This window comes from Streptomyces sp. JNUCC 64, from assembly GCF_054484115.1.
The window spans coordinates 3,986,672-4,009,729 of the sequence record NZ_CM137015.1 but is presented as its reverse complement, the minus strand read 5'-3'; the positions used below and the strand labels follow the sequence as shown (position 1 = coordinate 4,009,729).

At 72.1% G+C, this 23,058-nt stretch carries 25 protein-coding genes and 1 tRNA gene; 6 read left to right on the top strand and 20 right to left on the bottom strand.

Translation table 11 applies throughout. The annotated features are described in order from the left end of the window. Positions 1–55 precede the first annotated feature (55 nt). The gene (locus ACVWNX_RS16470) at positions 56–988 is read left to right on the top strand and encodes a TetR/AcrR family transcriptional regulator (RefSeq protein WP_454407831.1); all 933 of its coding nucleotides are present in this window, start codon (positions 56–58) and stop codon (positions 986–988) included. 95 nt (positions 989–1,083) lie between these two features. Here the strand turns inward: ACVWNX_RS16470 and ACVWNX_RS16465 are convergent, their stop codons facing one another. Then, complete coding sequence (locus ACVWNX_RS16465; protein WP_454414796.1) at positions 1,084–2,592, bottom strand: MFS transporter; 1,509 nt, start codon at positions 2,590–2,592, stop codon at positions 1,084–1,086. 221 nt (positions 2,593–2,813) lie between these two features. Continuing rightward, positions 2,814–3,311 carry a MarR family winged helix-turn-helix transcriptional regulator gene (locus tag ACVWNX_RS16460; protein WP_454407830.1) on the bottom strand — a complete coding sequence of 166 codons (498 nt, stop codon included), beginning with the start codon at positions 3,309–3,311 and terminating at the stop codon, positions 2,814–2,816. Between the two features lie 179 nt (positions 3,312–3,490). Between ACVWNX_RS16460 and ACVWNX_RS16455 the strand changes: the two genes are divergently transcribed. Further along, positions 3,491–3,709: a hypothetical protein gene (locus ACVWNX_RS16455; protein ID WP_454407829.1), complete on the top strand. Its 219-nt coding sequence runs from the start codon at positions 3,491–3,493 to the stop codon at positions 3,707–3,709. Between the two features lie 169 nt (positions 3,710–3,878). Here the strand turns inward: ACVWNX_RS16455 and ACVWNX_RS16450 are convergent, their stop codons facing one another. The 4 genes from ACVWNX_RS16450 to ACVWNX_RS16435 form a co-directional block, all read right to left on the bottom strand. After that, positions 3,879–4,889, bottom strand: coding sequence for a BtrH N-terminal domain-containing protein (locus ACVWNX_RS16450; RefSeq protein WP_454407828.1), 1,011 nt, complete (start codon positions 4,887–4,889; stop codon positions 3,879–3,881). Continuing rightward, complete coding sequence (locus tag ACVWNX_RS16445; protein WP_454407827.1) at positions 4,886–5,797, bottom strand: MerR family transcriptional regulator; 912 nt, start codon at positions 5,795–5,797, stop codon at positions 4,886–4,888. The genes ACVWNX_RS16450 and ACVWNX_RS16445 overlap by 4 nt, the downstream gene beginning before the upstream one ends. Before the next feature lie 291 nt (positions 5,798–6,088). Continuing rightward, positions 6,089–6,997 (bottom strand): RNA polymerase sigma factor SigF, encoded by a 909-nt coding sequence (locus ACVWNX_RS16440; protein WP_454407826.1) that lies wholly within the window; start codon positions 6,995–6,997, stop codon positions 6,089–6,091. Positions 6,998–7,242: 245 nt separating this feature from the next. Continuing rightward, the gene (locus ACVWNX_RS16435; RefSeq protein ID WP_454414795.1) at positions 7,243–8,160 is read right to left on the bottom strand and encodes an RNA polymerase sigma factor SigF; all 918 of its coding nucleotides are present in this window, start codon (positions 8,158–8,160) and stop codon (positions 7,243–7,245) included. A 118-nt stretch (positions 8,161–8,278) separates the two neighbouring features. On the opposite strand from ACVWNX_RS16435, the gene ACVWNX_RS16430 reads away from it, so the two are divergent. Next, complete coding sequence (locus ACVWNX_RS16430; protein WP_454415046.1) at positions 8,279–8,419, top strand: hypothetical protein; 141 nt, start codon at positions 8,279–8,281, stop codon at positions 8,417–8,419. A gap of 466 nt (positions 8,420–8,885) precedes the next feature. Here ACVWNX_RS16430 and ACVWNX_RS16425 read toward each other — a convergent pair whose 3' ends face one another. The 9 genes from ACVWNX_RS16425 to ACVWNX_RS16385 form a co-directional block, all read right to left on the bottom strand. Continuing rightward, the gene (locus tag ACVWNX_RS16425; protein ID WP_454407825.1) at positions 8,886–9,179 is read right to left on the bottom strand and encodes a Dabb family protein; all 294 of its coding nucleotides are present in this window, start codon (positions 9,177–9,179) and stop codon (positions 8,886–8,888) included. Between the two features lie 56 nt (positions 9,180–9,235). Then, the gene (locus ACVWNX_RS16420) at positions 9,236–9,409 is read right to left on the bottom strand and encodes a hypothetical protein (RefSeq protein ID WP_454407824.1); all 174 of its coding nucleotides are present in this window, start codon (positions 9,407–9,409) and stop codon (positions 9,236–9,238) included. Between the two features lie 469 nt (positions 9,410–9,878). Next, positions 9,879–10,106, bottom strand: coding sequence for a hypothetical protein (locus ACVWNX_RS16415; RefSeq protein ID WP_454407823.1), 228 nt, complete (start codon positions 10,104–10,106; stop codon positions 9,879–9,881). Next, a complete protein-coding gene (locus tag ACVWNX_RS16410; protein ID WP_454407822.1) occupies positions 10,103–10,543 on the bottom strand; it encodes a PIN domain-containing protein in 441 nt (146 codons plus the stop codon). The genes ACVWNX_RS16415 and ACVWNX_RS16410 overlap by 4 nt, the downstream gene beginning before the upstream one ends. Further along, a complete protein-coding gene (locus tag ACVWNX_RS16405) occupies positions 10,540–10,785 on the bottom strand; it encodes a type II toxin-antitoxin system Phd/YefM family antitoxin (protein ID WP_454407821.1) in 246 nt (81 codons plus the stop codon). The genes ACVWNX_RS16410 and ACVWNX_RS16405 overlap by 4 nt, the downstream gene beginning before the upstream one ends. A gap of 102 nt (positions 10,786–10,887) precedes the next feature. Then, positions 10,888–10,975, bottom strand: a tRNA-Ser gene (locus ACVWNX_RS16400). Positions 10,976–11,037: 62 nt separating this feature from the next. Beyond that, positions 11,038–11,469, bottom strand: coding sequence for a tRNA adenosine(34) deaminase TadA (gene tadA / locus ACVWNX_RS16395; protein WP_454414794.1), 432 nt, complete (start codon positions 11,467–11,469; stop codon positions 11,038–11,040). Positions 11,470–11,635: 166 nt separating this feature from the next. Continuing rightward, positions 11,636–12,184, bottom strand: coding sequence for a tRNA adenosine deaminase-associated protein (locus tag ACVWNX_RS16390; RefSeq protein WP_454407820.1), 549 nt, complete (start codon positions 12,182–12,184; stop codon positions 11,636–11,638). A gap of 420 nt (positions 12,185–12,604) precedes the next feature. Next, positions 12,605–12,823, bottom strand: coding sequence for a hypothetical protein (locus ACVWNX_RS16385; protein WP_454407819.1), 219 nt, complete (start codon positions 12,821–12,823; stop codon positions 12,605–12,607). Between the two features lie 124 nt (positions 12,824–12,947). Here ACVWNX_RS16385 and upp point away from each other — a divergent pair, with 124 nt between their 5' ends. Further along, positions 12,948–13,583, top strand: a complete 636-nt coding sequence (gene upp / locus ACVWNX_RS16380) for a uracil phosphoribosyltransferase (RefSeq protein ID WP_454407818.1) — start codon at positions 12,948–12,950, stop codon at positions 13,581–13,583. Between the two features lie 214 nt (positions 13,584–13,797). On the opposite strand, the gene ACVWNX_RS16375 is transcribed toward upp, so the two are convergent. Together ACVWNX_RS16375 and ACVWNX_RS16370 are read right to left on the bottom strand one after the other, a co-directional pair. Next, positions 13,798–14,472: a LytR C-terminal domain-containing protein gene (locus ACVWNX_RS16375; protein ID WP_454407817.1), complete on the bottom strand. Its 675-nt coding sequence runs from the start codon at positions 14,470–14,472 to the stop codon at positions 13,798–13,800. Between the two features lie 150 nt (positions 14,473–14,622). Beyond that, positions 14,623–14,919 carry a type II toxin-antitoxin system VapB family antitoxin gene (locus tag ACVWNX_RS16370; protein ID WP_003949502.1) on the bottom strand — a complete coding sequence of 99 codons (297 nt, stop codon included), beginning with the start codon at positions 14,917–14,919 and terminating at the stop codon, positions 14,623–14,625. Between the two features lie 131 nt (positions 14,920–15,050). On the opposite strand from ACVWNX_RS16370, the gene ACVWNX_RS16365 reads away from it, so the two are divergent. Next, entirely contained in the window at positions 15,051–16,754 is a 1,704-nt protein-coding gene (locus tag ACVWNX_RS16365; RefSeq protein ID WP_454407816.1) for a helicase HerA-like domain-containing protein, read from the top strand. Positions 16,755–16,862: 108 nt separating this feature from the next. Here ACVWNX_RS16365 and ACVWNX_RS16360 read toward each other — a convergent pair. The 3 genes from ACVWNX_RS16360 to ACVWNX_RS16350 all read right to left on the bottom strand — a co-directional run bounded on the left by ACVWNX_RS16360 (position 16,863) and on the right by ACVWNX_RS16350 (position 21,893). Then, a protein-coding gene (locus tag ACVWNX_RS16360; RefSeq protein WP_454407815.1) for an IS5 family transposase occupies positions 16,863–17,743 on the bottom strand; the annotation gives its coding sequence in 2 pieces (ribosomal slippage) (positions 16,863–17,383 and positions 17,383–17,743; 882 coding nt in all). A gap of 146 nt (positions 17,744–17,889) precedes the next feature. Continuing rightward, positions 17,890–18,528, bottom strand: coding sequence for a hypothetical protein (locus ACVWNX_RS16355; RefSeq protein WP_454407814.1), 639 nt, complete (start codon positions 18,526–18,528; stop codon positions 17,890–17,892). Between the two features lie 746 nt (positions 18,529–19,274). Further along, positions 19,275–21,893 carry a hypothetical protein gene (locus ACVWNX_RS16350; RefSeq protein ID WP_454407813.1) on the bottom strand — a complete coding sequence of 873 codons (2,619 nt, stop codon included), beginning with the start codon at positions 21,891–21,893 and terminating at the stop codon, positions 19,275–19,277. Between the two features lie 461 nt (positions 21,894–22,354). Here ACVWNX_RS16350 and ACVWNX_RS16345 point away from each other — a divergent pair, with 461 nt between their 5' ends. Then, the gene (locus tag ACVWNX_RS16345) at positions 22,355–22,948 is read left to right on the top strand and encodes an HhH-GPD-type base excision DNA repair protein (RefSeq protein WP_454407812.1); all 594 of its coding nucleotides are present in this window, start codon (positions 22,355–22,357) and stop codon (positions 22,946–22,948) included. Positions 22,949–23,058 lie beyond the last annotated feature (110 nt).

Below are 23,058 nucleotides of genomic sequence, written 5' to 3'. Positions count from 1 at the left end.
AGTGGGTGCGCGGGCGCCGTCGCGTACGGTTCCCGCAACGGGAGAGAGGTGCGCGATGGCGAAGGAAACCGACCGGGGCGGGCGCCCGGCCAGAGCGAGCGTCTGGCTGACGGACGGAACACGGCGCGAGGCCCGGTCCCGTCGCGGCACCCAGCCCTCGCCGTCCGGACTGGACCGGGACGTCATCACCCGGACCACCGTCCGGATGCTGGACGAGGAGGGCATCGCGAAGTTCTCGATGCGGCGGCTGGCCGCCGGGCTGAACGTCACCGCCATGTCCGTCTACTGGTACGTCGACACCAAGGACGACCTGCTGGAGCTGGCCGTCGACGCGGCGTACGGAGAGCTGCGGTTGCCCGTGGTGCCCGGCCCGGACGGTGACGGCACGGGTACGGGTGCCGATGCCGGTACCAGTGCCGACTGGCGGGAGCTGCTGAGGGACACCGCCGCCGAGTACCGGGACCTGCTGGTGCGCCACCCCTGGCTGTCGGCGCTCGCCGGGCACTTCCTCAACATCGGTCCGAACTCACTGGAGTTCTCCCGCGTCGTCCAGGGGATCGTGGGCGCCACGGGACTGCCCGCGTCCGGGCAGATCGGGGCGATCGCCGCCGTCTTCCAGTTCGTCTACGGCTTCGGGACCATCGAGGGCCACTACGTCCAGCGGAGCGCGGAGGCGGGGATGAGTCAGAACGACTTCTACACCGAGGCGTTGAGCCTGATCTCGCGGGTGCCGGGCTCGGCCGAGGTGTGGGAGTCGTCGGCCGCGCTGATGGCGGCGCGCGGCGGGGACACCGTCGAGGAGATGCGGGACCGGGACTTCGCCTTCGCGCTGGAGCTGCTCATCGCGGGGATCGAGACGATGATCGAGCGGGCCGCCGCCCGGGACGACACGCCCGGTCCGTCCGGCCAGTCCGGTCCGCCTGGCCTCTCTGGTCCCTCTGGTCCGTCCGGTCCGTCCGGTCCGTCCGGTCCGTCCGTCCAGGAGTGATCCTCCGGGGTCCGTTCGGGTCGGCGGACCGCCTCCGGCCGGTGCCCCGGGCCGGTGGGTCCGGGCCGGTGGCCCGTGGGCCCGGGCGGTCCGGGTCAGCCCCGGCCGCCCCGTAGCGGCACCTCCTTGATGAACACCGTGATCAGCAGGGCCAGCGCGGCCAGTGGCGCGGAGAACAGGAACACGTCCGCGATGCCGTGCCCGTAGGCGCTCTCCAGCACCCCGCGCAGCGGTCCCGGCAGCGCGTCCATGTCCGGGATGGCCCCGTCCTCGGCGCCGCCCCCGCCGAGCGCCGCGCCCGCCGGGCCGAGCGCGGCGAGCCCGTCCCGCGCGTGGTCGCCGATCCGCGCCGACATCAGCGCCCCGAGCGCGGAGACCCCGACCGCGCCGCCGAGCGAGCGGAAGAACGTCACGACCGAGCTGGCCGCGCCCAGGTCCTCGGGGCCCACCTGGTTCTGGGTGCACAGCACCAGGTTCTGCATCATCATGCCGATGCCCAGCCCGGTCAGCCCCATGGAGAGGGCGAGGTGCCCGTACGGGGTGTCGTGCCGCATGGTGCCCAGCAGGCCCAGCCCGGCGGTCAGCAGCACCCCGCCGGAGACCAGCCACGCCTTCCACCGTCCGGTCCGGGTGATGACCAGCCCGGACACCGTGGACGAGACGAACAGCCCGACGATCAACGGGATCGTCAGCAGCCCGGACATCGTCGGCGACTCGCCCCGCGCGAGCTGGAAGTACTGGCTGAAGAACACCGAACCGGCGAACATCACCACGCCCACGAACAGGGAGGCGAGCGAGGCGAGGGCGATCGTCCGGTTCCGGAACAGGCGCAGCGGGATGACGGGGTCGGCGGCCCTGCCCTCCACCCATACGAAGGCAGCGCCGAGCAGCAGCGACCCCGGGACCATCAGCGCGGTCTGCCAGGACAGCCAGTCGTAGGCGTTCCCGGCGAACGTCACCCACACCAGCAGCAGGGAGACGGCCGCCGAGACGAGGAACGCGCCGGTCCAGTCGACCTTGACGTCCCGCCGCGCCACCACCGGCAGCCGCAGGGTCTTCTGCAGCACGATCAGCGCGAGCACCGCGAACGGCACCCCCACGTAGAAGCACCAGCGCCAGCCCAGCCAGGGGGTGTCGGTGATGACCCCGCCGAGCAGCGGGCCGCCGACCGTCGCCACGGCGAAGTTCGCGCCGAGGTAGCCGCTGTAACGGCCCCGTTCGCGCGGGGAGATCATCGCGGCCAGCACGATCTGGGCGAGCGCGGACAGTCCGCCGACCCCGACGCCCTGGACCACCCGGCAGGCGATCAGCGCCCCCGGGCTCTGCGCCAGCCCGGCGACCACCGATCCCGCCACGTAGATCACCAGGGATATCTGGACCAGCAGCTTCTTGGAGAACAGATCGGCCAGCTTGCCCCAGAGCGGGGTGGTCGCGGTCATCGCCAGCAGGGACGCGGTGACGACCCAGGTGTACGCGCTCTGGCCGCCGCCGAGGTCCCCGATGATCTCGGGCAGGGCGTTGGAGACGATGGTGGACGACAGGATCGCCACGAACATGCCGAGCATCAGGCCCGACAGGGCCTCCATGATCTCCCGGTGGGACATCGCCTCCCCGGGGGACGCCTTCTCCCGGTGGCCCGTCCCCTTCCGGTGGCCCGTCGGCGGCGGACCGGCCGTGACCGTGGACGTGGACGTGGCGGTGACCGTGGCCCGCGCCTGGTCCACCTGGCCTCGGTGGCCGTCGTGGCCGTCGAGGTCGTCGGGACCCTCGTGGTCGCCGTGGCCGCCGTGGTCGCCGTCCCGGGTCCCCGGCCGTGTGGTCGTCGTCATGCGTGTGTCGTCCGTTCCTGTTCTCGGTCTCCCGGCTGCGCCGCGCGGGCGGGCCGGTGGTCACCGAACTCCGCGCGGAGCCGGGCCAGCAGGGTGGTGAGCCGGGTGACGTCGTCCTCCGGCCAGTGGCCCAGCCGATGGGCCACGGCCGCCACGCACCGGTCCCGCACCTCCGCGAGCCGTGCCTCACCCGAGGGGGTGAGCCGCAGGACGCGCGACCGTCCGTCGTCCGGGTCGGGGAGCCGGACGACCCAGCCCCGCGCGGTGGCCTGGCTGACGTGGCGGCTGGTCACCGACGCGTCCACCGCCAGCAGCTCCGTGAGCCGGGTGGTCCGCAGCGGGCCCTCGCGGGACAGGACGTGCAGGACGGCGGCCGGACCGGCCGGGCAGTCGGCGGGCAGCAGCCGGGCGAGCCCCCGGTTCACGGCGCCCACCGCGTTGAGCTGCCGGACCAGTTCCCCGTACGCGGCGGACCGCGCGGTGGCCAGGGCCATGCCGCCCCCCTCCCTCTTTTTCGTTGCTTGCAGCAACCATAGAGGTTCATTGGTTGCTGCAAGCAACAGAAGGGGGCGGGCGGGGCTAAAAACCTGGCAAACCCCGGTGCCGGAAGGACGTCACCGGGGCCCACCCCGCCCTTGGGGCCGTCGCCCGGATTCGGCTAGGGTCCTGCCCCATGGCACAGAACCCCCAAGCCCCACAAGGCCCTCAGGGCGGCAACGACCCCGCGGGCAGCACCCAGATGTTCCGCGCCTTCGTCGACGAGGGCGGTCCCTCCTCCCGGGGCTCCGCCCGGCGGGCCGCGCGTTCCTCCGGCCCCCGGCTCGGTCTGGTCCTCGGCGTCGTCGCCGGGATCGCGGTCCTCGCGGGCGTCGTCTGGCTGGCGCTGGCCTGACCCCGCGCGGGGTGACCGGCCCGGCGCCGGTCACCCCCTCCCGGGCAAGCCCCTTTCCCGGGCCCCTTTCCCGGGCTCTTGTGCCTGGGCTCCTCCCACGGTCCCCTCCCCGGTCCCTTTCCGGGTCCCCTCCGAGGCTTCCCCCCCGGTCCCTTCCCTGAGGCGCTCCTCAGGTCGCCCCGGCCCCCAGGCCGCTCAGCGTCTCCATCGCCTCGCGTTCCACCCGGGCCGCCTCGCCCAGCAGTGCCCCGGCCCGGACCAGCGGGTGTTCCCCGCCCGAGGTGCCCGCCTCCGCGATCAGGGACGGCACCTCCGTCCACAGGGCGGCGGCCTCGCCGTACCGCGCGTGGCCGGTCCGCAGCCGGTCGTCGTCGAGCCGGCGCGCGCACTCGCCGAGGAAGTCGCGGTACAGATTGCGGAACAGGGCGCCCCCGGTGCCCGCCTCCTCCATCATCCGCGCCGCGTGCGGCAGATCGTGTTCCGGACGGTCGGCGCGACGCAGCCAGGTGGGCACCAGCCGGGCGGCCTTCTCGACGCCCCGGTGGCCCAGGTTCGCCATCGGCGGGTGGAGGAAGGCCGTGGCGCAGGCGGTGACCGCGCCGGTGACGGCGGCGGCGATCCGCTCGTCCGACGGGGGCTCCCCCGGCACGGTCAGGGTGAACGAACGGTTCCGCGCGGTCAGCGGGCCGCGCGCCGACCGGGCCTCGGCGAGGCTGGTGAGGCTGGTGGTCACCGCGCCGCCCTGCGGACCGGTGTCCACCAGGTGGGCCCGGTGGTCGTCGTAGCCGTACAGGGCGACGACGTGTCCCCCGAACCGCACCCGGGGGGTGAAGTACTCCAGGTGGTGGCTGTCGAGTTGGAGGCCGACGGGGTGCCCGGCGGCCAGTCCGGCCGTCACGTTCTGCCACGCCTTGCGGACGGAGGCGGTCTCCCGGACGGTCAGCTCCAAGCCGAGCCGGTCGGCCAGGTTCCGGGTCAGTTCGAACGGTCTGACCCGGCCGCCGAGGAAGGGGAAGTCCAGGTTCCGGGCGTCCCAGTAGACGAAGGACAGCCCGGCGCCCAGACCGAAGAGCAGGGGTTCGGAGAGGTCGAGCCCCTCGTGGCGCAGCAGTACGCCGAGGGCCGTCGTCTCGCAGTGCGCGGTGCCCCGGGACTCCACCCCGGGCAGGACGACCGTCATGCCGCCCGCCCCTCGTCGTCGACGCGGTTCCCGGACGCGGTCCCGGGGCCGGTTCGGGGAGTCGTCCCGGGATTGGTGGTGGCGTCGTCGCGCCGTCGTCCTCCCCCGCCGTCCCGGACGGGGACGACCAGCCGGGTCACCAGTTCCTCCGGGGGCGCCTCGCCCGGTCCGACGAGATACGCCTCGCGCACCGGCGCGCGCGGGTCGAGGCCCTGTTCGTGGAGGGCGGCGAAGAGCGCGTGATAGGCCAGCGGGAGCCGGGAGTACGGTCCGACGTGCGTGGTCTCGGCCACCTGGCCCGCGGGCAGGACCACCGGCCGCAGCGGTTCCGGGACCGCCCCCGACGGGACGTCCGCCCCGACGGCGAACTCGGTGCGCTCGCCGAGGTCCAGGGGGTAGAGCGCCCACAGCGGCGGCTTCCAGCCGGTGCCCGTCCCGTTGAGCGCGGAGAGCAGCCGTGCCACGCATCCGGCGGTCCGCTCCCCGATCTCCTCGGGGGCGGCGACCGCCCGGACGACGGCCAGACGGCGTTCGGGCTCCTCGCCCCGGGACACCCGGTGGCCGGGCGGGCCGCCCTCCGCCAGGTGCTCCAGCACCTCCATCCGGGCCCGGTCCCGGCGGATCCGTTCGGCCAGCCGGTCCCGTTCGGCGAGCAGCAGCGGGGCCCGCTCGGCGGGTCCGGCGGCCAGGGCGCGGGCGATCACGGCCAGCGGCAGGTCCATCTCGCGGAGCAGGGCGATGGTCAGGGCGTCGCGGGCCCGGGCGGGGTCGTAGAGGCGGTAGCCGGTGCGGGTGTCGACCCGGGTGGGGGTCAGCAGCCCCGTCGCGTCGTAGTGCCGCAGTTGTTTGACGCTCAGTCGGCACAGCCGGGCGAACCGGCCGATGGTGAGGAGTTCGTCGTCGCGCATGCGGAAAAGGGTGGACCCTCCCACGGGGGGAGGGTCCACCGGGCGATCGGGTAGCCCGTCGGTCCACGGAAACGGTTCGCCGGACCGTCGTGGAACCGGTTCGCCGGGCGTGACGGGAACGGTTCGCCGGGCCGTCGTGGAACGGTTCGGGGAGCCGGTCCGCCGGGCGGCACGGGAACGGTTCGCCGGAGCGACCGGGCGCCCGGGTGGCTGAGCGCCTGGGTGGCCGAACGTCCGGGCAAGCGGTGTCCGGGCGGGCGGTGTCCGGGTCCGCGTCCGGGAGGGGCCCGGTCAGTCGGAGGTGAGGAGTCCGTCGCGGAGTTGGGCGAGGGTCCGGGTCAGCAGCCGGGAGACGTGCATCTGGGAGATGCCGACCTCCTCGCCGATCTGGGACTGCGTCATGTTCGCGAAGAACCGCAGCATGATGATGCGTCGTTCGCGCGGCGGGAGCTTGGCGAGCAGCGGCTTCAGGGACTCCCGGTACTCGACGCCCTCCAACGCGGTGTCCTCGTAACCGAGTCGGTCCGCGAGGGAGCCCTCGCCGCCGTCGTCCTCGGGGGCGGGGGAGTCGAGGGAGGAGGCCGTGTAGGCGTTGCCCACGGCGAGCCCGTCGACCACGTCCTCCTCGGACACGCCCAGTACGGCGGCGAGTTCGGGGACGGTGGGCGAGCGGTCGAGCTTCTGGGACAGCTCGTCGCTGGCCTTGGTGAGGGCCAGCCGCAGCTCCTGGAGGCGCCGGGGCACCCGCACCGACCAGGAGGTGTCCCGGAAGAAGCGCTTGATCTCGCCGACGACGGTCGGCATCGCGAACGTCGGGAACTCCACGCCGCGTTCGCAGTCGAAGCGGTCGATCGCCTTGATCAGGCCGATGGTGCCGACCTGGACGATGTCCTCCATCGGCTCGTTGCGGCTGCGGAACCGGGCCGCCGCGTACCGCACCAGCGGCAGGTTCAGCTCGATCAGGGTGTCGCGGACGTAGACGCGCTCGGGGCTGTTCTCGTCGAGGGCGGCGAGCCGCAGGAACAGCGAACGGGACAGCGTCCGGGTGTCGATGGCGCCGGAGGGGACGAGCGGCTCCGGGGGTTCGGCGACCGTGGGGGGTGCGGCGGCGGCGAGCGGGGTCCCGGTGCCGTGAGGCTCGGGCGCGAGTTCGCTCTTCGTGAGCGTGAGCACCTTCGAGCTGCCCTGTTCTGCGGACATGCCACCCCCTTGAGGTCGCTGACGGTCGGCGGCCGGCCGTCCCTCCGTCGGAACGTAGCCTCCACCTGAATACCGGCGCCAGAGCCCCGGCAAACGCGCTTCCGGCAGAATGTCACATGTCGGCAACACGCTGTAGTGACATGTCGACATCGAGTGGCTGACGACCCGTAGGGTACGGGTGGATTTGCCGCTGTATGCGGCCTGTTCGCCGGGTACCGGCGCACGGAGGGTGCAACCCTTTCCGGCTACGCCTCGATCCTGTTTGCGGACCGCAGCCGCGCGAAGCTTCGCGCCAGCAATCTGGACACGTGCATCTGGGAGACGCCCAGCTCCGCGCTGATCTGTGACTGCGTCAGATTGCTGTAGTAGCGCAGCAGCAGGATGCGTTGTTCGCGCTCGGGCAACTGGACGAGCAGGTGCCGCACCAGGTCGCGGTGCTCGACCCCGTCCAGGGCCGGGTCCTCGTAGCCGAGCCGGTCCAGCAGCCCCGGCAGCCCGTCGCCCTCCTGTGCGGCCTCCAGGGAGGTCGCGTGGTACGAGCGCCCGGCCTCGATGCAGGCGAGCACCTCGTCCTCGCCGATCCGCAGCCGTTCGGCGATCTCGGCGGTGGTGGGGGAGCGGCCGAAACTGGTGGTGAGGTCCTCCGTCGCCCCGTTGACCTGCACCCACAACTCGTGGAGGCGGCGCGGGACATGGACGGTGCGGACGTTGTCGCGGAAGTAGCGTTTGATCTCGCCCACGACGGTCGGCATCGCGAAGGTCGGGAACTGCACCCCCCGGTCGGGGTCGAAGCGGTCGATCGCGTTGATCAGGCCGATGGTGCCGACCTGGACGACGTCCTCCATGGGTTCGTTGCGACTGCGGAACCGGGCCGCCGCGTACCGCACCAGCGGCAGGTTGGCCTCGATCAGCGCGCCGCGCACCCGGGTGTGCTCCGCGGTGCCCGGTTCCAGATGCCTGAGCTGGGCGAACAGCACCTGGGTGAGGGCCCGGGTGTCGGCGCCCCGGGCACGCTGGGGGGTGGGCGCGGCGGGGACGCGGGGGTCGGCGGGCGCGTGGGGCACGGAGGGGTCCGCCGGGGCGCCGCCGGTCCCCGGAACGGGGGTGCGGGGGGCCGTCGCGCACGGTCCTGTGTCATGGGGGGCGTGCCGGGGTTCGAGCAGTGCGCCGGGGCCGGTGGGGGGCGCCGTCGGGTGTTCACCGCACAGAGGGGGCGCGAGAGGGAGCGCGTGGGGGCGTTCATGGGGCACGGAGGGCGCTTTGGGGTCGACGGTCCCCGTGGTGCCCGTCGGTACCCGGCTCTCCCTGGCGCTGATGGTGCCGACGGTGCTGATGGCGCCGATAGCGCCGATGGTGTCGGGTGGGGCGGTGGCGTCGGCGGTGGCCGACGTGCTTGACGCGGCTTCCTGGGGCGGAGCCTGAGGCGCAGTACTGGCCGGCACGGTCAACGCCACCCCTTCGACGCGCTGGTTCACCTGGATCCCACTCGTCCTGCAAAAGCGGTCATAGCATCACAAGACATGTGCACTGTGTGCAAGCACCCTAAAACACCGTGTTGAGGGACATATATCCGATAAAGGGAGCCTGGGGAGAGGGCGAGGGGAGCCCAAGGAGTGTCCGTGGAGAGCCCGGAGAGCCCGGAGAGCCCGGAGAGCCCTCCACGGAGACCGTGGAGGGCGGCGCCGTCGAGTCGGCGGGGACGGCGTGGTGCGGTGCCGGGCGGTGCCGCGGTGGTGGCGACGGCGGCCGGACGGTGGCCGGGGCGGCGGCCGGGGCGGTGGGTGCGCGGACCGGCGCGGGGTGACGTGACCGGGTGCGCGGGGCGGGGCGGGTGCCCGGAGCGGGTGCCCGGGGCGGGTGCCCGGGGCGGGTGCCCGGGGCGGCGCGGTCAGAACTCGTAGTCGGCGATCACCCAGGTCGCGAACTCGCGCCACTGGGCCACTCCGGCCTGGTGCGCGGGGTGTTCGAGGTACCGCTTCAGCGCGTCCGCGTCGGCCACCGCCGAGTTGATCGCGAAGTCATGGGCGATGGGACGGTCGCTGATGTTCCAGGCGCACTCCCAGAACTCCAGCTCCGGGATCTGTCCGCCCAGCGCGCGGAACGCCTCGACCCCGGCGGCCACGCGCGGTTCGTCGCGCCGCACGCCGTCGTTGAGCTTGAACAGGACGAGGTGGCGGATCACGGGGACTCCTCGGTGGGGCGGGCCGCGCCGCGCGGTACGGCGGCGGTCGTCGGGGGCTAGCCGCCCGCGTTGGCGACCCAGGTCATGAAGTCGCCGACGGCCTGAGCGGCGGTCGAGACGCCCTCGAAGCCTATCTGCACGTAGTCGGCGGCCTTGGCCGGATCCGTGATGACCACGTAGAGCAGGAAGACCACGACCACGTACAGAGCGATCTTCTTCGCGTGCACCATGGCGGTGCCCTCCCCTGTCGACCAGCTGGTACGTCCCCCGTCACCGGCGGTGCAGTGTATCCCGGGACCAACGGCCCGCCCATCGAGGTCCTTTGTCCATCGTCGGGGAGGGGCTCCGGACGGCAGTCTGGGACCTGAGCCCGGCGGAGTCTGGCAGGAACCCGCGCGGGGCTCAGGGACGAACCCCCCTGCGGGGTCCGGGCCTCCCCGCGTGTCCCTCACGTGGTCCGGGCCGGGGGATCGTCCTCATGGGAGGGGTGGCGGACCCCCGTCGCCGCCCCTCCCGCCAACGACGTTCCCGGCGGTGGGGCGCGGGGAGCCAGCGGCACGGCGGGTCGTGGGGGCCCGTCGTGCCGTGCCCCGCGGCGGTGACGCCCTTGGGCCGGCGCGGGGCGTGCTCCGTCAGGAACGCCCTCCGGCGGACGGGCCCGACTTCTCCGGGTTCTCCGGGCCCGGGGCGACGCGGGGGCTACCCGCCGTGCCACGCCCGGCGGGCCTCCTCGATCTCCTCGGGGGTGAAGGGGCCGTGCTCGTCCTCGTACGCCTCGACGATCTCCCTGGACCTGGTCAGGGCGAGGGCGTGCCCGATCGCGTCGGAGACGTACCGCGAGCGCCTCTCCGTCTCCGTGGCCCGACGGGGCGTTCGGCGGGACGGCTCCGCAGCCCGGGGCGCGTCCGGTGGGAGCGTCGCCGTCACAGGTCTTCGGGCAGCAGACGGAACGCCGGGTGCCCCGTCAGCGGCCGGATCATCCGGAAGCGCCGGTCGCCGGTGAACAGCACGTCGGTGCGGTAGGCGGCGGCGAGGGCGACGTTCATGGCGTCCGTCAGTCCGACGCCCTTGCCGCCGTCCGCGTCCGCGTAGCCTTCGGCGACCGCGATCGCCGTGCTCAGGTGCGCGGAGACCGGAGGGATCTCGAAACGGCGGGTAGCCGTGTTGCGTTCGATGAACCGTGCCGCGGTCAGGGCCTTCCGGACCCCGGCGCGCGCGGTGAGCAGGTAGTCCAGCTCGGCCAGGACCATGGGCGGGACGACCAGGTGGCTGATGGCCGCCAGGGCTTTCCGGTGCTCGTCGTGGTCGGTGAGCCTCGGGTCCAGCAGGCGGTACAGCGCGTTGGTGTCGGCGATCGCGATCACTCGGAGCCACCCATTCCCCGGAGCGTCTCCTCGATGTCCTCGTCGGTGAGGTCGGGCAGCCCGAGGTCGGGCAATTCGATGAGGCCCATGGGGTCGGTGGGATACGGGGGGACGTCATCACCTATGGGGACGACGCGGGCGACCGCGACCCCGTTCTTGGTGACGGTCACCGTCTCGCCGCGCGCGGCGGCGGCGAGGATCTGCGAGGACTTCTGGTTGAACTCGCGTGCGGTGGCTTCCATGTACTACATGTTACTACCGCCGTCCGTTCCGGTGCGCGTCCTTCCGCGCCGGAACGCACGACACCCCCCGATCGTGTCGCCACGGTCGGGGGGTGTTGAGAGCGGTAGCGGTGGGATTTGAACCCACGGTGACGGGTTACGCCACACTCGCTTTCGAGGCGAGCTCCTTCGGCCGCTCGGACACGCTACCGGGGGAGACATTACCCCATGGGGTACCGTGCGCCGAAATCGATATCCGGACCGGCCCCGGGGTCAGCGGCCGGTGCGGAAGAAGTCGGTGAGGAGGCGTCCGCACTCCTCCGCGAGGACCCCCGCCACCACCTCCGGGCGGTGGTTCAGCCGTCGGTCGCGGACCACGTCCCAGAGGGAGCCCGTGGCGCCCGCCTTCTCGTCGCGGGCGCCGTAGACGACCCGGTCCAGCCGCGCCTGGACCAGGGCGCCCGCGCACATCGTGCAGGGCTCCAGGGTGACGACCAGGGTGCAGTCCGCCAGCCGCCAGCCGCCCAGCGCGGCCGCCGCACGGCGGATCGCGACGATCTCGGCGTGGCCCGTCGGGTCGCCGGTGGCCTCCCGGTCGTTGTGGCCGGTGGCGAGGGTGTCGCCGCGCGGCCCCAGCACCACCGCGCCCACCGGCACGTCCCCTTCGGTCAGGGCCCGCCGGGCCTCGTCCAGGGCCAGCCTCATGGCCCCCTCCCAGGGGCCGCGCACCGCGTCGCTCACGGGTCCAACCTACGACGCCCGGCGCGGAGGCGCGGACGGTCCGGTGCGGGGGCGCGGACGGTCCGGTGCGGTGCGCGGGCGGTTCGGTGCGGAGGCGCGGACGGTGTCGTCCGCGCCCCCGTGGCACGTCCTAGCGCACCGCTTCGAGGATCTCCGACGCGCCCAGGGCCTCGGCGATCCCGCCCAGCGCGTCGCCCGGGTCCAGCGCCCGCAGTTCGCGGCCGGAGACCCCGAGGTCCCCGAGCAGGTCCGCGTCCCCGAGCGGTCCGGACGCCATCGCGTCCGCCCCGTCCGGGGCCTCGTCGCCGGTTCCCTCCTGCCCGGAGGCCGAGCCCTCCGGCTCACCGTCCTCCGTGCCGTCGAGATCGAGGGAGTCCAGGTCGACGTCGTCGTCGCCGTACTCCCGGCCGATCAGCTCGTTCGTCAGGATCTCCCCGTAGGAGCTGCGGGACGCGGCGACCGCGTCCGAGACGTAGAGGCGGGGATCCTCCTCGCCGTCGACCCGGACGACCCCGAACCACGCGTCCTCCTGTTCGATGAAGACGAGGACGGTGTCGTCGTCCTGTGCGGACTCGCGGGCCAGGTCGGCCAGGTCCGACAGGGTCTCCACGTTGTCCAGCTCTGTGTCGCTCGCTTCCCACCCGTCTTCGGTGCGCGCGAGCAGTGCGGCGAAGTACACCGTGACTCTCCCACTGGTCTGAGGCGTGCCGCTTGGGGTTCCCCCCGGCGGAGGTCGCGGACGGGCCGTACGGTGCGTGTGTCCCGCCCATCGGAATCGTGGCAGAAACCACGGCGCTAGGAGGGGTCTTCCGCCCGCTGTGTGCGCGTCGCGTCCTCCGCCCGGGGTGTGCGCCACCTCGGACGACCGCCGTCGCGCTCCTCGCGCGCGCCCGCCGCGAGCCGCTTCCCGCCGGGGCGGGGCCGCCCCGGACGCCCTCCGGGACGGCGCGCGCGACGGTCCCCGGGGGCGCCCCGCCCGTCCCGGAACGTGTCCGGTGTCACGTCCGTCACGGTGCGCGCGTCCGTCCGCCGGGCCGGTGATCCGCCCCGGTCGGACCGGATCGGGCGGGTGGTGCGGGGACGGACGGATCGGACCCGATCAGCCCCGGAACGTCCGCATGCGCATCGCCTGCCGCATCCGTGCCGCGCGCGCCCGGCGCGGCCGCACCCGGCGGCGCAGTTCCCTCGCCTCGGCCAGTTCGCGGAGGAACTGGGCGCGCCTCCTGCGGCGTTCGGGGTCGGTGAGGGAGGCCGCCGGACGTTCGGCGAGGGGGATCGTCTCGGGGTCCTCCCGGGGCTCCCGGGATCGCTCCGGCATGGGGTTCACTCTCCGGTGGGCCGCGCTCGGCGGCGGTCGCTGACGGTGGGTCCCTCCCACTTTCCCCCGATCGGCGGTTTTGATGCCAGCGCGGGCGGCTTATGACCCCGGTTACTGTGTGGGCATGCGTCTCCACGTCGTCGACCACCCGCTGGTCGCCCACAAGCTCACCACCCTGCGCGACCGGCGCACGGACTCCCCGACCTTCCGCCGGCTCGCCGACGAACTGGTCACCCTCCTCGCCTACGAGGCGACCCGCGACGTGCGGACCGAACAGGTCGACATCGAGACCCCCGTCACGCCCACCACCGGGGTCAAGCTGTCGCACCCCCGTCCGCTGGTGGTCCCCATCCTGCGGGCCGGGCTCGGCATGCTCGACGGCATGGTGCGGCTGCTGCCCACCGCCGAGGTCGGCTTCCTGGGCATGATCCGGGACGAGGAGACCCTGGAGGCGTCGACGTACGCCACCCGGATGCCGGAGGACCTGTCCGGCCGCCAGGTCTACGTCCTCGACCCCATGCTGGCGACCGGCGGCACGCTCGTCGCCGCGATCCGCGAGCTGATCGCCCGGGGCGCCGACGACGTCACGGCCGTGGTGCTGCTCGCCGCGCCCGAGGGCGTCGCGGTGATGGAGCGGGACCTCGCGGGGGCGCCCGTCACGGTGGTCACGGCCTCCGTGGACGAGCGGCTGAACGAGAACGGCTACATCGTGCCGGGCCTCGGCGACGCGGGCGACCGGATGTACGGCACGGCGGAGTAGGTCCCCCTCCCCGCCTCCCGCCTCTTCGTCCCCCTCCCCGCCTCTTCGTCCGCCTCCCCCCTCCTCGTTCCCTTCCTGTCCTCCCCGGCTTTCCGTTCCTTTCCGTCTCCGCGCCCGTCCGGGGTGCCGGGTACGGACGAAGCCCCCGCCGAACGGCGGGGGCTTCGCGCGTGACGGGGGCGGACGGCGCGGTGGGCGCGGGAGTCCGGCCGGGTCAGCGGCGGCAGTGCTTCGGGGTGGACGGGGACGGGGCGGGCTTCGGCTCGGCCAGGGCCGCGAGGGCGCGGGTGGCCGTGTCCTTCGGGGCGAGCCGGGCGAAGGCCGTGCCGATCACCAGGTCGACGTCGGCGGTGGTCCGCGCGTCGGTGCGCTGCTGGGCGCCCGCGAGCTGGGCGGCGAGCACCGGCAGGGCGCCCCCGGCGGCGGACTTCGCGCCGATCACCAGTCCGGTGCCGGGCACCTTCTTGTCGTAGCGCTTGGTGGCGTTGCCCACCTCGCCGATGGCGAAGCCCCGTTTGCGCAGCTCGTCGGCGGTCTTCTTGGCGAGGCCGCTGCGGGGGGTCGCGTTGAGGACGTTGACCTTGACCTTGGCGGGCTTCGGGAGCGCGGTCGCGCCGTCGCGGGCCGCCTTCGCGGCCTTGGTGCCGGGGGAGGGGGACGCGGACGCGGTGGCGCAGCCGGGGCCGCCCGCCGCGTTCGCCCGGTCCCCGCCGCCGGTGAAGACGTCGACGAGCTGGAGGGTGCCCCAGCCGATCACACCCACGGCGACGAGGGACGCGACGCACGCCAGGACGACCCTGCCGCGCCGGGGGCCGCGCCGCATACGCGGATACTTGGCCCCGGTGATGCGGTACTCGCCGCCCATGCCGGGGGGTGTGAGCATGCTCATGTGCGCAGCGTAGTGCCGTGCGGCGGCAATGCCTACTAAATGATCATTCGGGGGTGAATCCCGCTACCCGAAAGGGTCAACAGCGGTCCGCCGCCGGGCGTACCGAGCGCGCCGGACGTACCGGGGCGGCGGGGCGCGGGACCCGGGCGGTCAGTCGAGTTCGAGGACGCGGGCGTGCAGGACCTGCCGTTGCTGGAGCGCGGCCCGCACCGCCCGGTGCAGCCCGTCCTCCAGGTACAGATCGCCCCGCCACTTCACGACGTGCGCGAAGAGGTCGCCGTAGAAGGTCGAGTCCTCGGCGAGGAGCGTTTCCAGGTCGAGCTGGCCCTTGGTCGTCACGAGCTGATCGAGGCGGACCGGACGCGGTGCGACGTCCGCCCACTGCCGGGTGCTTTCCCGGCCGTGGTCGGGGTACGGCCGGCCGTTTCCGATGCGCTTGAAGATCACACGGAAAGCCTACCGGTCAAGTCTCTCCGGGCGCAGCCATGGCGGCCCAGTGGGAGGCTGACGCATAACGTGTATCGCGGTACGAACCGGCATCAGTCGCGGCGCGGCGCCAGGGAACAGGGGCCAGAACGATGAGCGAGAGCCAGTCGAACCCGGCGTCCGGAGGGGACCGGGACGAGGTTCCGGCGTCCGGTGCGTCGTCCGGTGCGTCGCCCGTCGAGGGCTCTTCCGGTTCCTCCAGCGGGTCCAGCGGGTCCAGCGGGTCCGACGGGTCCGGTGCGGGGCTGCCCGCGCCCGCCGCCGGGATCGCCGCCGGGTACGCCTTCGAGGGGCCCGCGCTGGAGCTGGGGGCCCTGCTGTGGGAGGGGGCCGTCCTGCCGGGTGCCCCGGTGCGGGTGCCGCTGGCGACGCTCAACCGGCACGGGCTGGTCGCCGGGGCCACCGGCACCGGCAAGACCAAGACCCTCCAGCTCGTCGCGGAACAGCTCTCCGCGCGCGGCGTGCCCGTCTTCCTCGCCGATGTGAAGGGGGACGTCTCCGGGATCTCGGTGCCCGGGGAGCCCGGCGAACGGGTGCGCAAGCGCGCCGCCGAGGTGGGGCAGGCGTGGGAGCCGGGCGGGCGCCCCTGCGAGTTCTACGCGCTCGGCGGGCTCGGGCGGGGCGTTCCGGTGCGGGCGACCGTCACCAGCTTCGGGCCGGTGCTGCTGTCGAAGGTGCTCCAGCTGAACCAGACCCAGGAGCAGTCGCTCGGTCTGGTCTTCCACTACGCCGACGCCAAGGGCCTGGAGCTGGTCGACCTCAAGGACCTGCGGGCCGTCGTCGCGTTCCTCACCTCCGAGGAGGGCAAGGCGGAGCTGCGGACGGTCGGCGGGCTGTCGACGGCCACCGCCGGGGTCATCCTGCGGGCGCTGACCGCGTTCGAACAGCAGGGCGCGGGGGTGTTCTTCGGGGAGCCCGAGTTCGACACCGGGGAGCTGCTGCGGACGGCGGGCGACGGGCTCGGGGTGGTCTCGCTGCTCGAACTCCCCGCCGTGCAGGACCGGCCGCAGCTGTTCTCCACCTTCCTGATGTGGCTGCTCGCCGACCTCTACCACGACCTGCCCGAGGTCGGTGACCTCGACCGTCCCAAGCTGGTGTTCTTCTTCGACGAGGCGCACCTGCTGTTCAACGGGGCGTCGAAGGCGTTCCTGGAGGCCATCACCCAGACCGTCCGGCTGATTCGCTCCAAAGGGGTAGGGGTCTTCTTCGTGACCCAGACGCCGAAGGACGTGCCCGCCGATGTGCTCGGACAGCTCGGCAACCGCGTCCAGCACGCGTTGCGGGCGTTCACCCCCGATGACCAGAAGGCGTTGCGGGCGGCGGTGAAGACGTTCCCCCGTTCCCCCTACGACCTGGAGGAACTGCTCACCACCCTGGGCACCGGGGAGGCCGTGGTGACGGTGCTGGGGGAGTCCGGGGCACCCACCCCGGTGGCGGCGACCCGGCTGCGGGCGCCCGAGTCCCAGATGGGCCCGCTGGCGCCGGAGGCGCTGGAGGCGGCGGTGCGCGGCTCGGAGCTGTACGAGCGCTACGCGCGGGCGGTGGACCGGGAGTCGGCGTACGAGCGGCTCGCCGCGCGGGCCGAGCCCCCGGCGTCCGCCCCGGCGTCCGCCCCGGAGCCCGGTGCGGGGACGGCGCCGGGGCGGGCGTCCGGCGAGCCGGTGGTGAGGGACGAACCCTCGCTGGTGGAGCAGGTGGTGGGCAGCGGGGCGTTCAAGTCGCTGGCCCGCTCGCTGGGTTCGCAGCTGGGCCGGGAGATCAGCCGCTCGCTGTTCGGGACGGCCCGTCGCAGGTGAGTCCCGTCCCCGTCCGGTACGGGGCCGGGAACGGGGCCCGGTCGCACGGTGCTCGCGGGCTTACGGCGCGGTGTGCCTGACGATTTCCACTAGGCACTGTCCGGCGGATCACTGGCGGAGCCAGAGCCGGACCGCTGCTGCGGTGACGGTGCCGTGGAAGACGTAGGCCCGCTTGTCGTAGCGGGTTGCGACCGCGCGGGAGTTCTTCAGCCGGTTGATGGTCCGCTCGACCTCGTTGCGCCGTCGGTAGCGTTCACGGTCGAAGCCTGTGGGCCTGCCACCCCGACTGCCTCTGCGTCGGCGGTTGGCCCGCTGGTCCTTCGGTTCTGGAATTGTGTGCCGGATCCGACGTCGTCGCAGGTAGCAGCGGTTTCGACGGGAGCTGTAGGCCTTGTCGCCGCTGACATGGCCGGGTCGTGTCCGGGGCCGTCCGCCCAGCGGCCGGGGAACCCGGATCCGGTCCAGGACCTCCACGAACTGCGGGGCGTCGCCCCAATGGCCCGGTGTGACCACGAGGGCCATGGGGCGGCAGCCGCCCTCACCGGCGAGGTGGATCTTGCAGGTCAGGCCGCCCCGGGACCGTCCGAGTCCCTCGTCGGGGCGGTGGTGCCGGGGCGTCGTTCTTTTTTCGGGATCCGTGGCCGGGCCTTGCGGGCGCCAGCCGCGTGCTGATGGGCCCGGCAGGACGTCGAGTCGACGCCGACCATCGACCAGTCGATCCGCCCCACGTGGTCGGCGTCGGCCAGGACCGCCTGCAGGATCCGGTCCCAGGTGCCGTCCGCCGACCAGCGGCGATGACGTTCGTAGACGGTCTTCCACGACCCGTAGCGTTCCGGCAGGTCACGCCACGGCACACCGGTCCGGACCCGGAACAGGATTCCGTTGACCACCATCCGGTGGTCGTTCCACCGGCCGCCCCGGCCACCCAGAGGCGGCAGGTGCGGCGACAGTAACGACCACTCGCGATTCGTCAGATCCCCCCGGCCCATGCCCCAACCAACGAACCACCGGCCAGAAAGTCACATGATCCGCCGGACAGGGCCTAGGCCCGCGAAGGCGGTGGCGGACAGGAGCAGGGTGGGTCCGGCGGGGCGCTTGCGGTCCCGGGCGACGCCGTGCGCGGCGGGATGGGGAATCACTTCGACGTCAGATCGCTCATGACCGAACCAGCGGTACGCATGGGAATCTCGGTCAGCCTTGACGAAAGACTCGAAAAGTCCGCAGGGTGCCACTCTCCGCCGCCCTCGTCCAGAACTTCGTCCATGACCTGTTCGGCACCCTGGACCCGTGTGATCCGGCGGCGCGCCAGGAAACGGGGCGTGGGATTTTCCCCGTCCACGAAATAAGTGACGTGATCGTCTGCCGTGGAGTCGAAAGTGTCCAGTACGAACCGGTCGAGTGAAAGGAACGGCTTTCGCTTGAGGGCACTCGTGAAGTTCCCGTAAGGAACGCTGACTCCGTACAGGTCGATCATTTCCTCGATGCTGTAGCCGCCGCCCCGCTCGAACATGAGGACAATGGGTTCGTAGGGGTGCGGCAGGTCAGGCAGCTCATCGGATCGAACAGCGGCCCATCGCACCGCGGACGCGCAGAGAACGCGGATGGTGTAGGTCGACACCGTGGCCGCGAAATCCCCTAGCTCTTCCGTCACGTCGGCATCCAGCTGGAACCCGGGCACGGCCAGGTGCGCGACATCGAAGAAGGGCCAGCGTTCGGGCACTCCGTAAGCATCAGCCCAGAGTGCCGCACGGCGCATGTGCTCACCCATGAGCATGCGCCGACTCTCGCGATGGGAATAAGATTTCTCCCACTCGTACCATTCCACCGCGCGAAGCCTGTTCAGCACATCCCGAGAATTTTCGTTACTCACAAGCGATCCGTTAGGTCTGGGCCCAGCCCGTCAATGAGGTCTGGCGGCGCGACCCCATACCCCTCTGCGGAACCGAAGTAGGTCGGCTCACCTTCCTCGCAGGGGACTCCAAGCAGCTCATCGAGCGCTTTGAGTGCGGCGGTCAGGCGAGGTGCGTTACGTCGCCACACCTCCGGATGTGGCCGACCCCGGAAGTCGCACTCACCCCAGATGTCATGAAAGACAGAAACTTCAGCCAGCGGACCTAGATCACTAGGCGTCACGGACAATTCCACCAGCCGTCGCTGCTTATGCGAGTTACCCTCCTCGTCGTACCAGTCGCCACTCCCCGTGACGAGGATGCTCAAAGGCTCAGCCGAATCGAAGCCGACTGGCCTGCATCGCAGAACCCTCTGCGCCAGCTCAGCGCTGGCAGTTGGAGCCGACGAGAGAACCAATTCCGTCGAAACGCCAGTCCAACCCGGCCCGGGAGCGGACCAACCCCACTCCATCCCAGTCGGCTCCAAAAGGCCATGCCGGGATAGCACATCCGACATTCGGTTAGCATTTTCCAGAGCAGGCTGAAGCCCTACAGGAATAATCCCGTCAAGGTCCCAGATCCATGAAGCAACATGCTCGGGCGCTCGAAGCAAAAGCGACAAAATGGATCCTTAAGAGTTTGATAGAGGACGACCGGGGTGGACCGTAACAGAACCATCATGGAAGCGCATCTCGAACACTGCATCCGTCTTATTCGCTGCGCTCTCCACCCTCCCCAGAATCTGATCAGTCAATGACGTCAAGTTATCGTCGATCTCCAGAATTGCGGTCTTCCTGCCCGCCTCGCCCAGCAACTGCTTTTCGGAGATGCCCTTCACCGCCGACCTGATTCCAGTAACTGATTTCACGTTTTTCAGCTGCCACCCCGCATCGATCTTCCCATCATTCCTCAGCAGCACATCCAGGTCAAGCTTATTTTCGGGAAGCTTGAGCTCGAACTCCAGTCCCCTAGCTCCATCTTTGAGTAGAGCATCCGCATGAGAAAGTGCTTGATAAACGGCCGGGATCATTTCCTTCGATTTGCAATCGGAGAGGACTTGTCGAATTCCAGGAATTTCCGTGAACTTTCCACTGGAGATGAGCTCGGCTACCCCTTGGCCATAATCTGACTTCCTGAGTCCATTCAGAATCCGCTGCTGGTCCTGTAGATTAATCTTCTGGTGGTCAAGTGCTGCCGTCACTCCGGCTTCCTGATCTGCCCGCATTATTCCGGTCGGCGAGCTTGTGGTTGCCTGTCCGACGGTGAAGCGCCCTTCGTTCGCACCCGGTAGATGGGCGAGAGGGTTGCCCGTGCCAATGCCGCCCACGTCACCAGGGCCTCCCACTGAAGCGTCGTCCGCTCCGGGCCCGCCCGTACCTGGTTGGTGCCCGGCTGGCGGCTTCGAGGCGTCGTCGCCGTACCCATCCGTTGTGTCTCCGTCACCGCGCAGAACACGGTCGTCCGTACGTCCCCCACCAGACGGGCCATCCGCAGTCGGGGTTGGCGCGGGGTCACGCGTAACGCCAACTGGTGGCTCATCGTTGTGGCGGCCGCCTGCCGCCGTATCCATTCCGTCCGCTCCGCCCCTGGGCAGATCGCCCCCGCCGGGAGCGCCCCCGCCCGGCGCCGTTCCACCCGGCAGCGCACCGCCACCAGTAGCCGCGCCGCCGCCGGTCACCGCACCACCACCGGGTGCGGCACCGTCCCCCGGAACCCCGCCACCCCCCGCCCCGACGGCACCCCCCGTACCAGCACCGGCACCGGCGCTCGCGCCGGCCGCCGGTCCCCCGCCCGCCATCGCCGGTTCCCGGGCCCCGGCCTGGGCCGGTGGGGTCTCGGCGCGTGCCGGTGAGGGTGGGGTCTGTGGGCTGGTGGTGGAGTGGGGGTCGGGGTTGGTGATGTCGCGGGGCATCGTGTCGGGCTTCGGGGTGCCGGTGGCGTCGAGGATCTGGCCCGTGCGGGTGTCCAGGTACTGGGGGGCGCCGCTGGCGTCGTCCGGCAGTCGCACGGTGTGCGCCGGATCGGGGGCGGTTCCCGCGCCCGCCGCCGGACTACCCGCGCCCACCGCCGGGGCGGCCGGGGTGGCTGGTGCGGCCGGGGTGGCGGACGCGGGGACCTCGATCCGCGCGCCCGCGTCCGTCTGTCGTAAACCGGCCAGCAGATCGCCGACCTTCACCGTGACGACCTTGCCGCCCCTGGCGATGTGGGTCACCGGATCGAGGAGGCGGCCGGTCCTGCCGAGCGCCCCGATCACCCGCGCCACCGAACCCGTCTTCGCCGCGGCGCCCGCGCCGCCGGTGAACACCGTCGTCAGCACGTTGAACGTGGCCGCACCCGCCGCCCGCGACGGGTTCGTCCCCCACTGGTCCCAGGCCACCAGCGCCTTGCCGGTCTCCTTCACCGCCGTCCGCGAGTCCCGCAGCCACGCCGGAAGCCCGTCCTCCGGCACCGTCCAGTACACCGCCCCCACCACCGGCACCGCCGAGACCGCCAGGCCCGTCACGACCTTCGCCAGCCCCGTCCACGCCTGGCCCGCCGCGTCCCAGCCGTCGACCCCCACCAGGGTGCCCAGGCCACGGACCGTCCCCCACAACCCGTCGACGAAGACGCCCTTCAGGAAGGACCCCGCATGGTGGTGGACCTCCCACCACCGATGGGACTCCTCCACCCGGGAACCCCACGGCAGCTCCCGCACCTTGTCCAGGTCGCCCCCGGCGAACCCGTACATGTCCGACGCGCCCGAACCGTCGTCCGCGACGAAGTGCGTCCCGCACACCAACGCCGTGATCTTGTTGGCGCAGGTCCGCTCCGCCGCCCAGAACGCCGCCACCGCCGCGTTCACGTCCTTCACCAGGTCGTTGTTCTCCCCGACCCTGTCCCCGTCGTCCTTCCAGTGCTCGTCGCCGCTGATGCCGTTGACGAACCGGGTCGCGTCCAGCCGGAGCTGCCTGAGCCGCGCGTCGATCGGACGGACCTCCGCCGCGTACTCCGACAGCGCCGTCGTCACCGCCTCCAACTGGTCCGCGAACACGTCCGTCTCCGACTTCACCGGACCCGTCGTCGCGAACAGCCGCTCCGCCTCCGGAGCCGTGTAGAACGCCGACAGCCCCTGGAAACGGGCGTGCACGTCCGCACCCGCGTCACGGAACCGGCCCGCGGCGGCACGCAGCACCCCCCGCTGCGTCTCCAACTCCTCCAGATCCCCCGTGAACTGCGGAATCGCCCCCGGATCGATCGCCCCACCACTCACCACAGACCCCCGTACCCGTATCGACCCGACCCGTTCCGGTCACGGCCCCGCGTCCCGTCACCCGCCCGACCGTCAGCCCGCGGCCCGCGTGGCCGCCGGATGACCGGGCGGGGGACCGCCCTGACCCGGTAGGTCGACCACAGGCTCCTTCTGGCAGATGCGGTGTCCAGTCGCTTGGCCACCGAGGACCGCTTGGAGCGAACCGTCCGGCGGGTCGGCGACCGTGTTTGCCCGAGCCTGTTCGCAGACGGGTGCCAGCAGGGGGAACGCGATTCGTCCGTACCTGGTTCCCCCAGCCTGTGTGCGCCGTCTTGTCGTCCCCAGCTCGACCGGATCACGGCGTCGGGTGACCGAAACGCGGCGGGCAAGGGCGTCGTGGGGGACGGGGCCGTATCGAGCGGCTGGAGCTGGCGGGCGCGGCTCGTGTGCGGGGGTGGCGGTGGGGCCGCATCATCGGGGGTATGGACGTGAACCTTCACCTCGCCCAGGAGCCGGCGGCGGACGCGCTGCTGAGCCGCAGTCCGCTGGCCGCCCTCGTGGGGATGCTGCTGGACCAGCAGGTGCCCATGGAGTGGGCGTTCGCCGGGCCGTACACGATCGCCCGGCGGATGGGCGACGACGACCTGGACGCGCACGCGATCGCCGCGTACGACCCGGAGGCGTTCGCCGCGCTGCTGTCGGAGAAACCCGCGGTGCACCGCTACCCGGGGTCGATGGCCCAGCGGGTGCAGCAGCTCTGCCGTTACCTCGTGGAGCACTACGACGGACGGGCCGAGGCGGTGTGGGAGGACGCGGAGACCGGCGAGGAGCTGCTGAAGCGGCTGGTCGGGCTGCCCGGCTTCGGGCAGCAGAAGGCGCGGATCTTCCTGGCGCTGCTCGGCAAGCGGCTGGGGGTGCGGCCCACGGGCTGGCGGGAGGCGGCGGGCGAGTACGGGGAGGCGGGCTCCTACCGCTCGGCGGCCGACATCACCGGACCCGAGTCGCTGGCGAAGGTGCGCGCCCACAAGCAGGAGATGAAGGCGGCGGCCAAACGGGCGAAGGCGGCGGGCGGGTGAGTCCGGGAAGGGGACCCGCCGACCCGCCGCTCCACCCGTCGTGGCGTTGACGGGGCGGAACCGGGCTGAGAGCCGCCACAGCCCGGGTCCGCCGTCTGGCGCACGGCCCA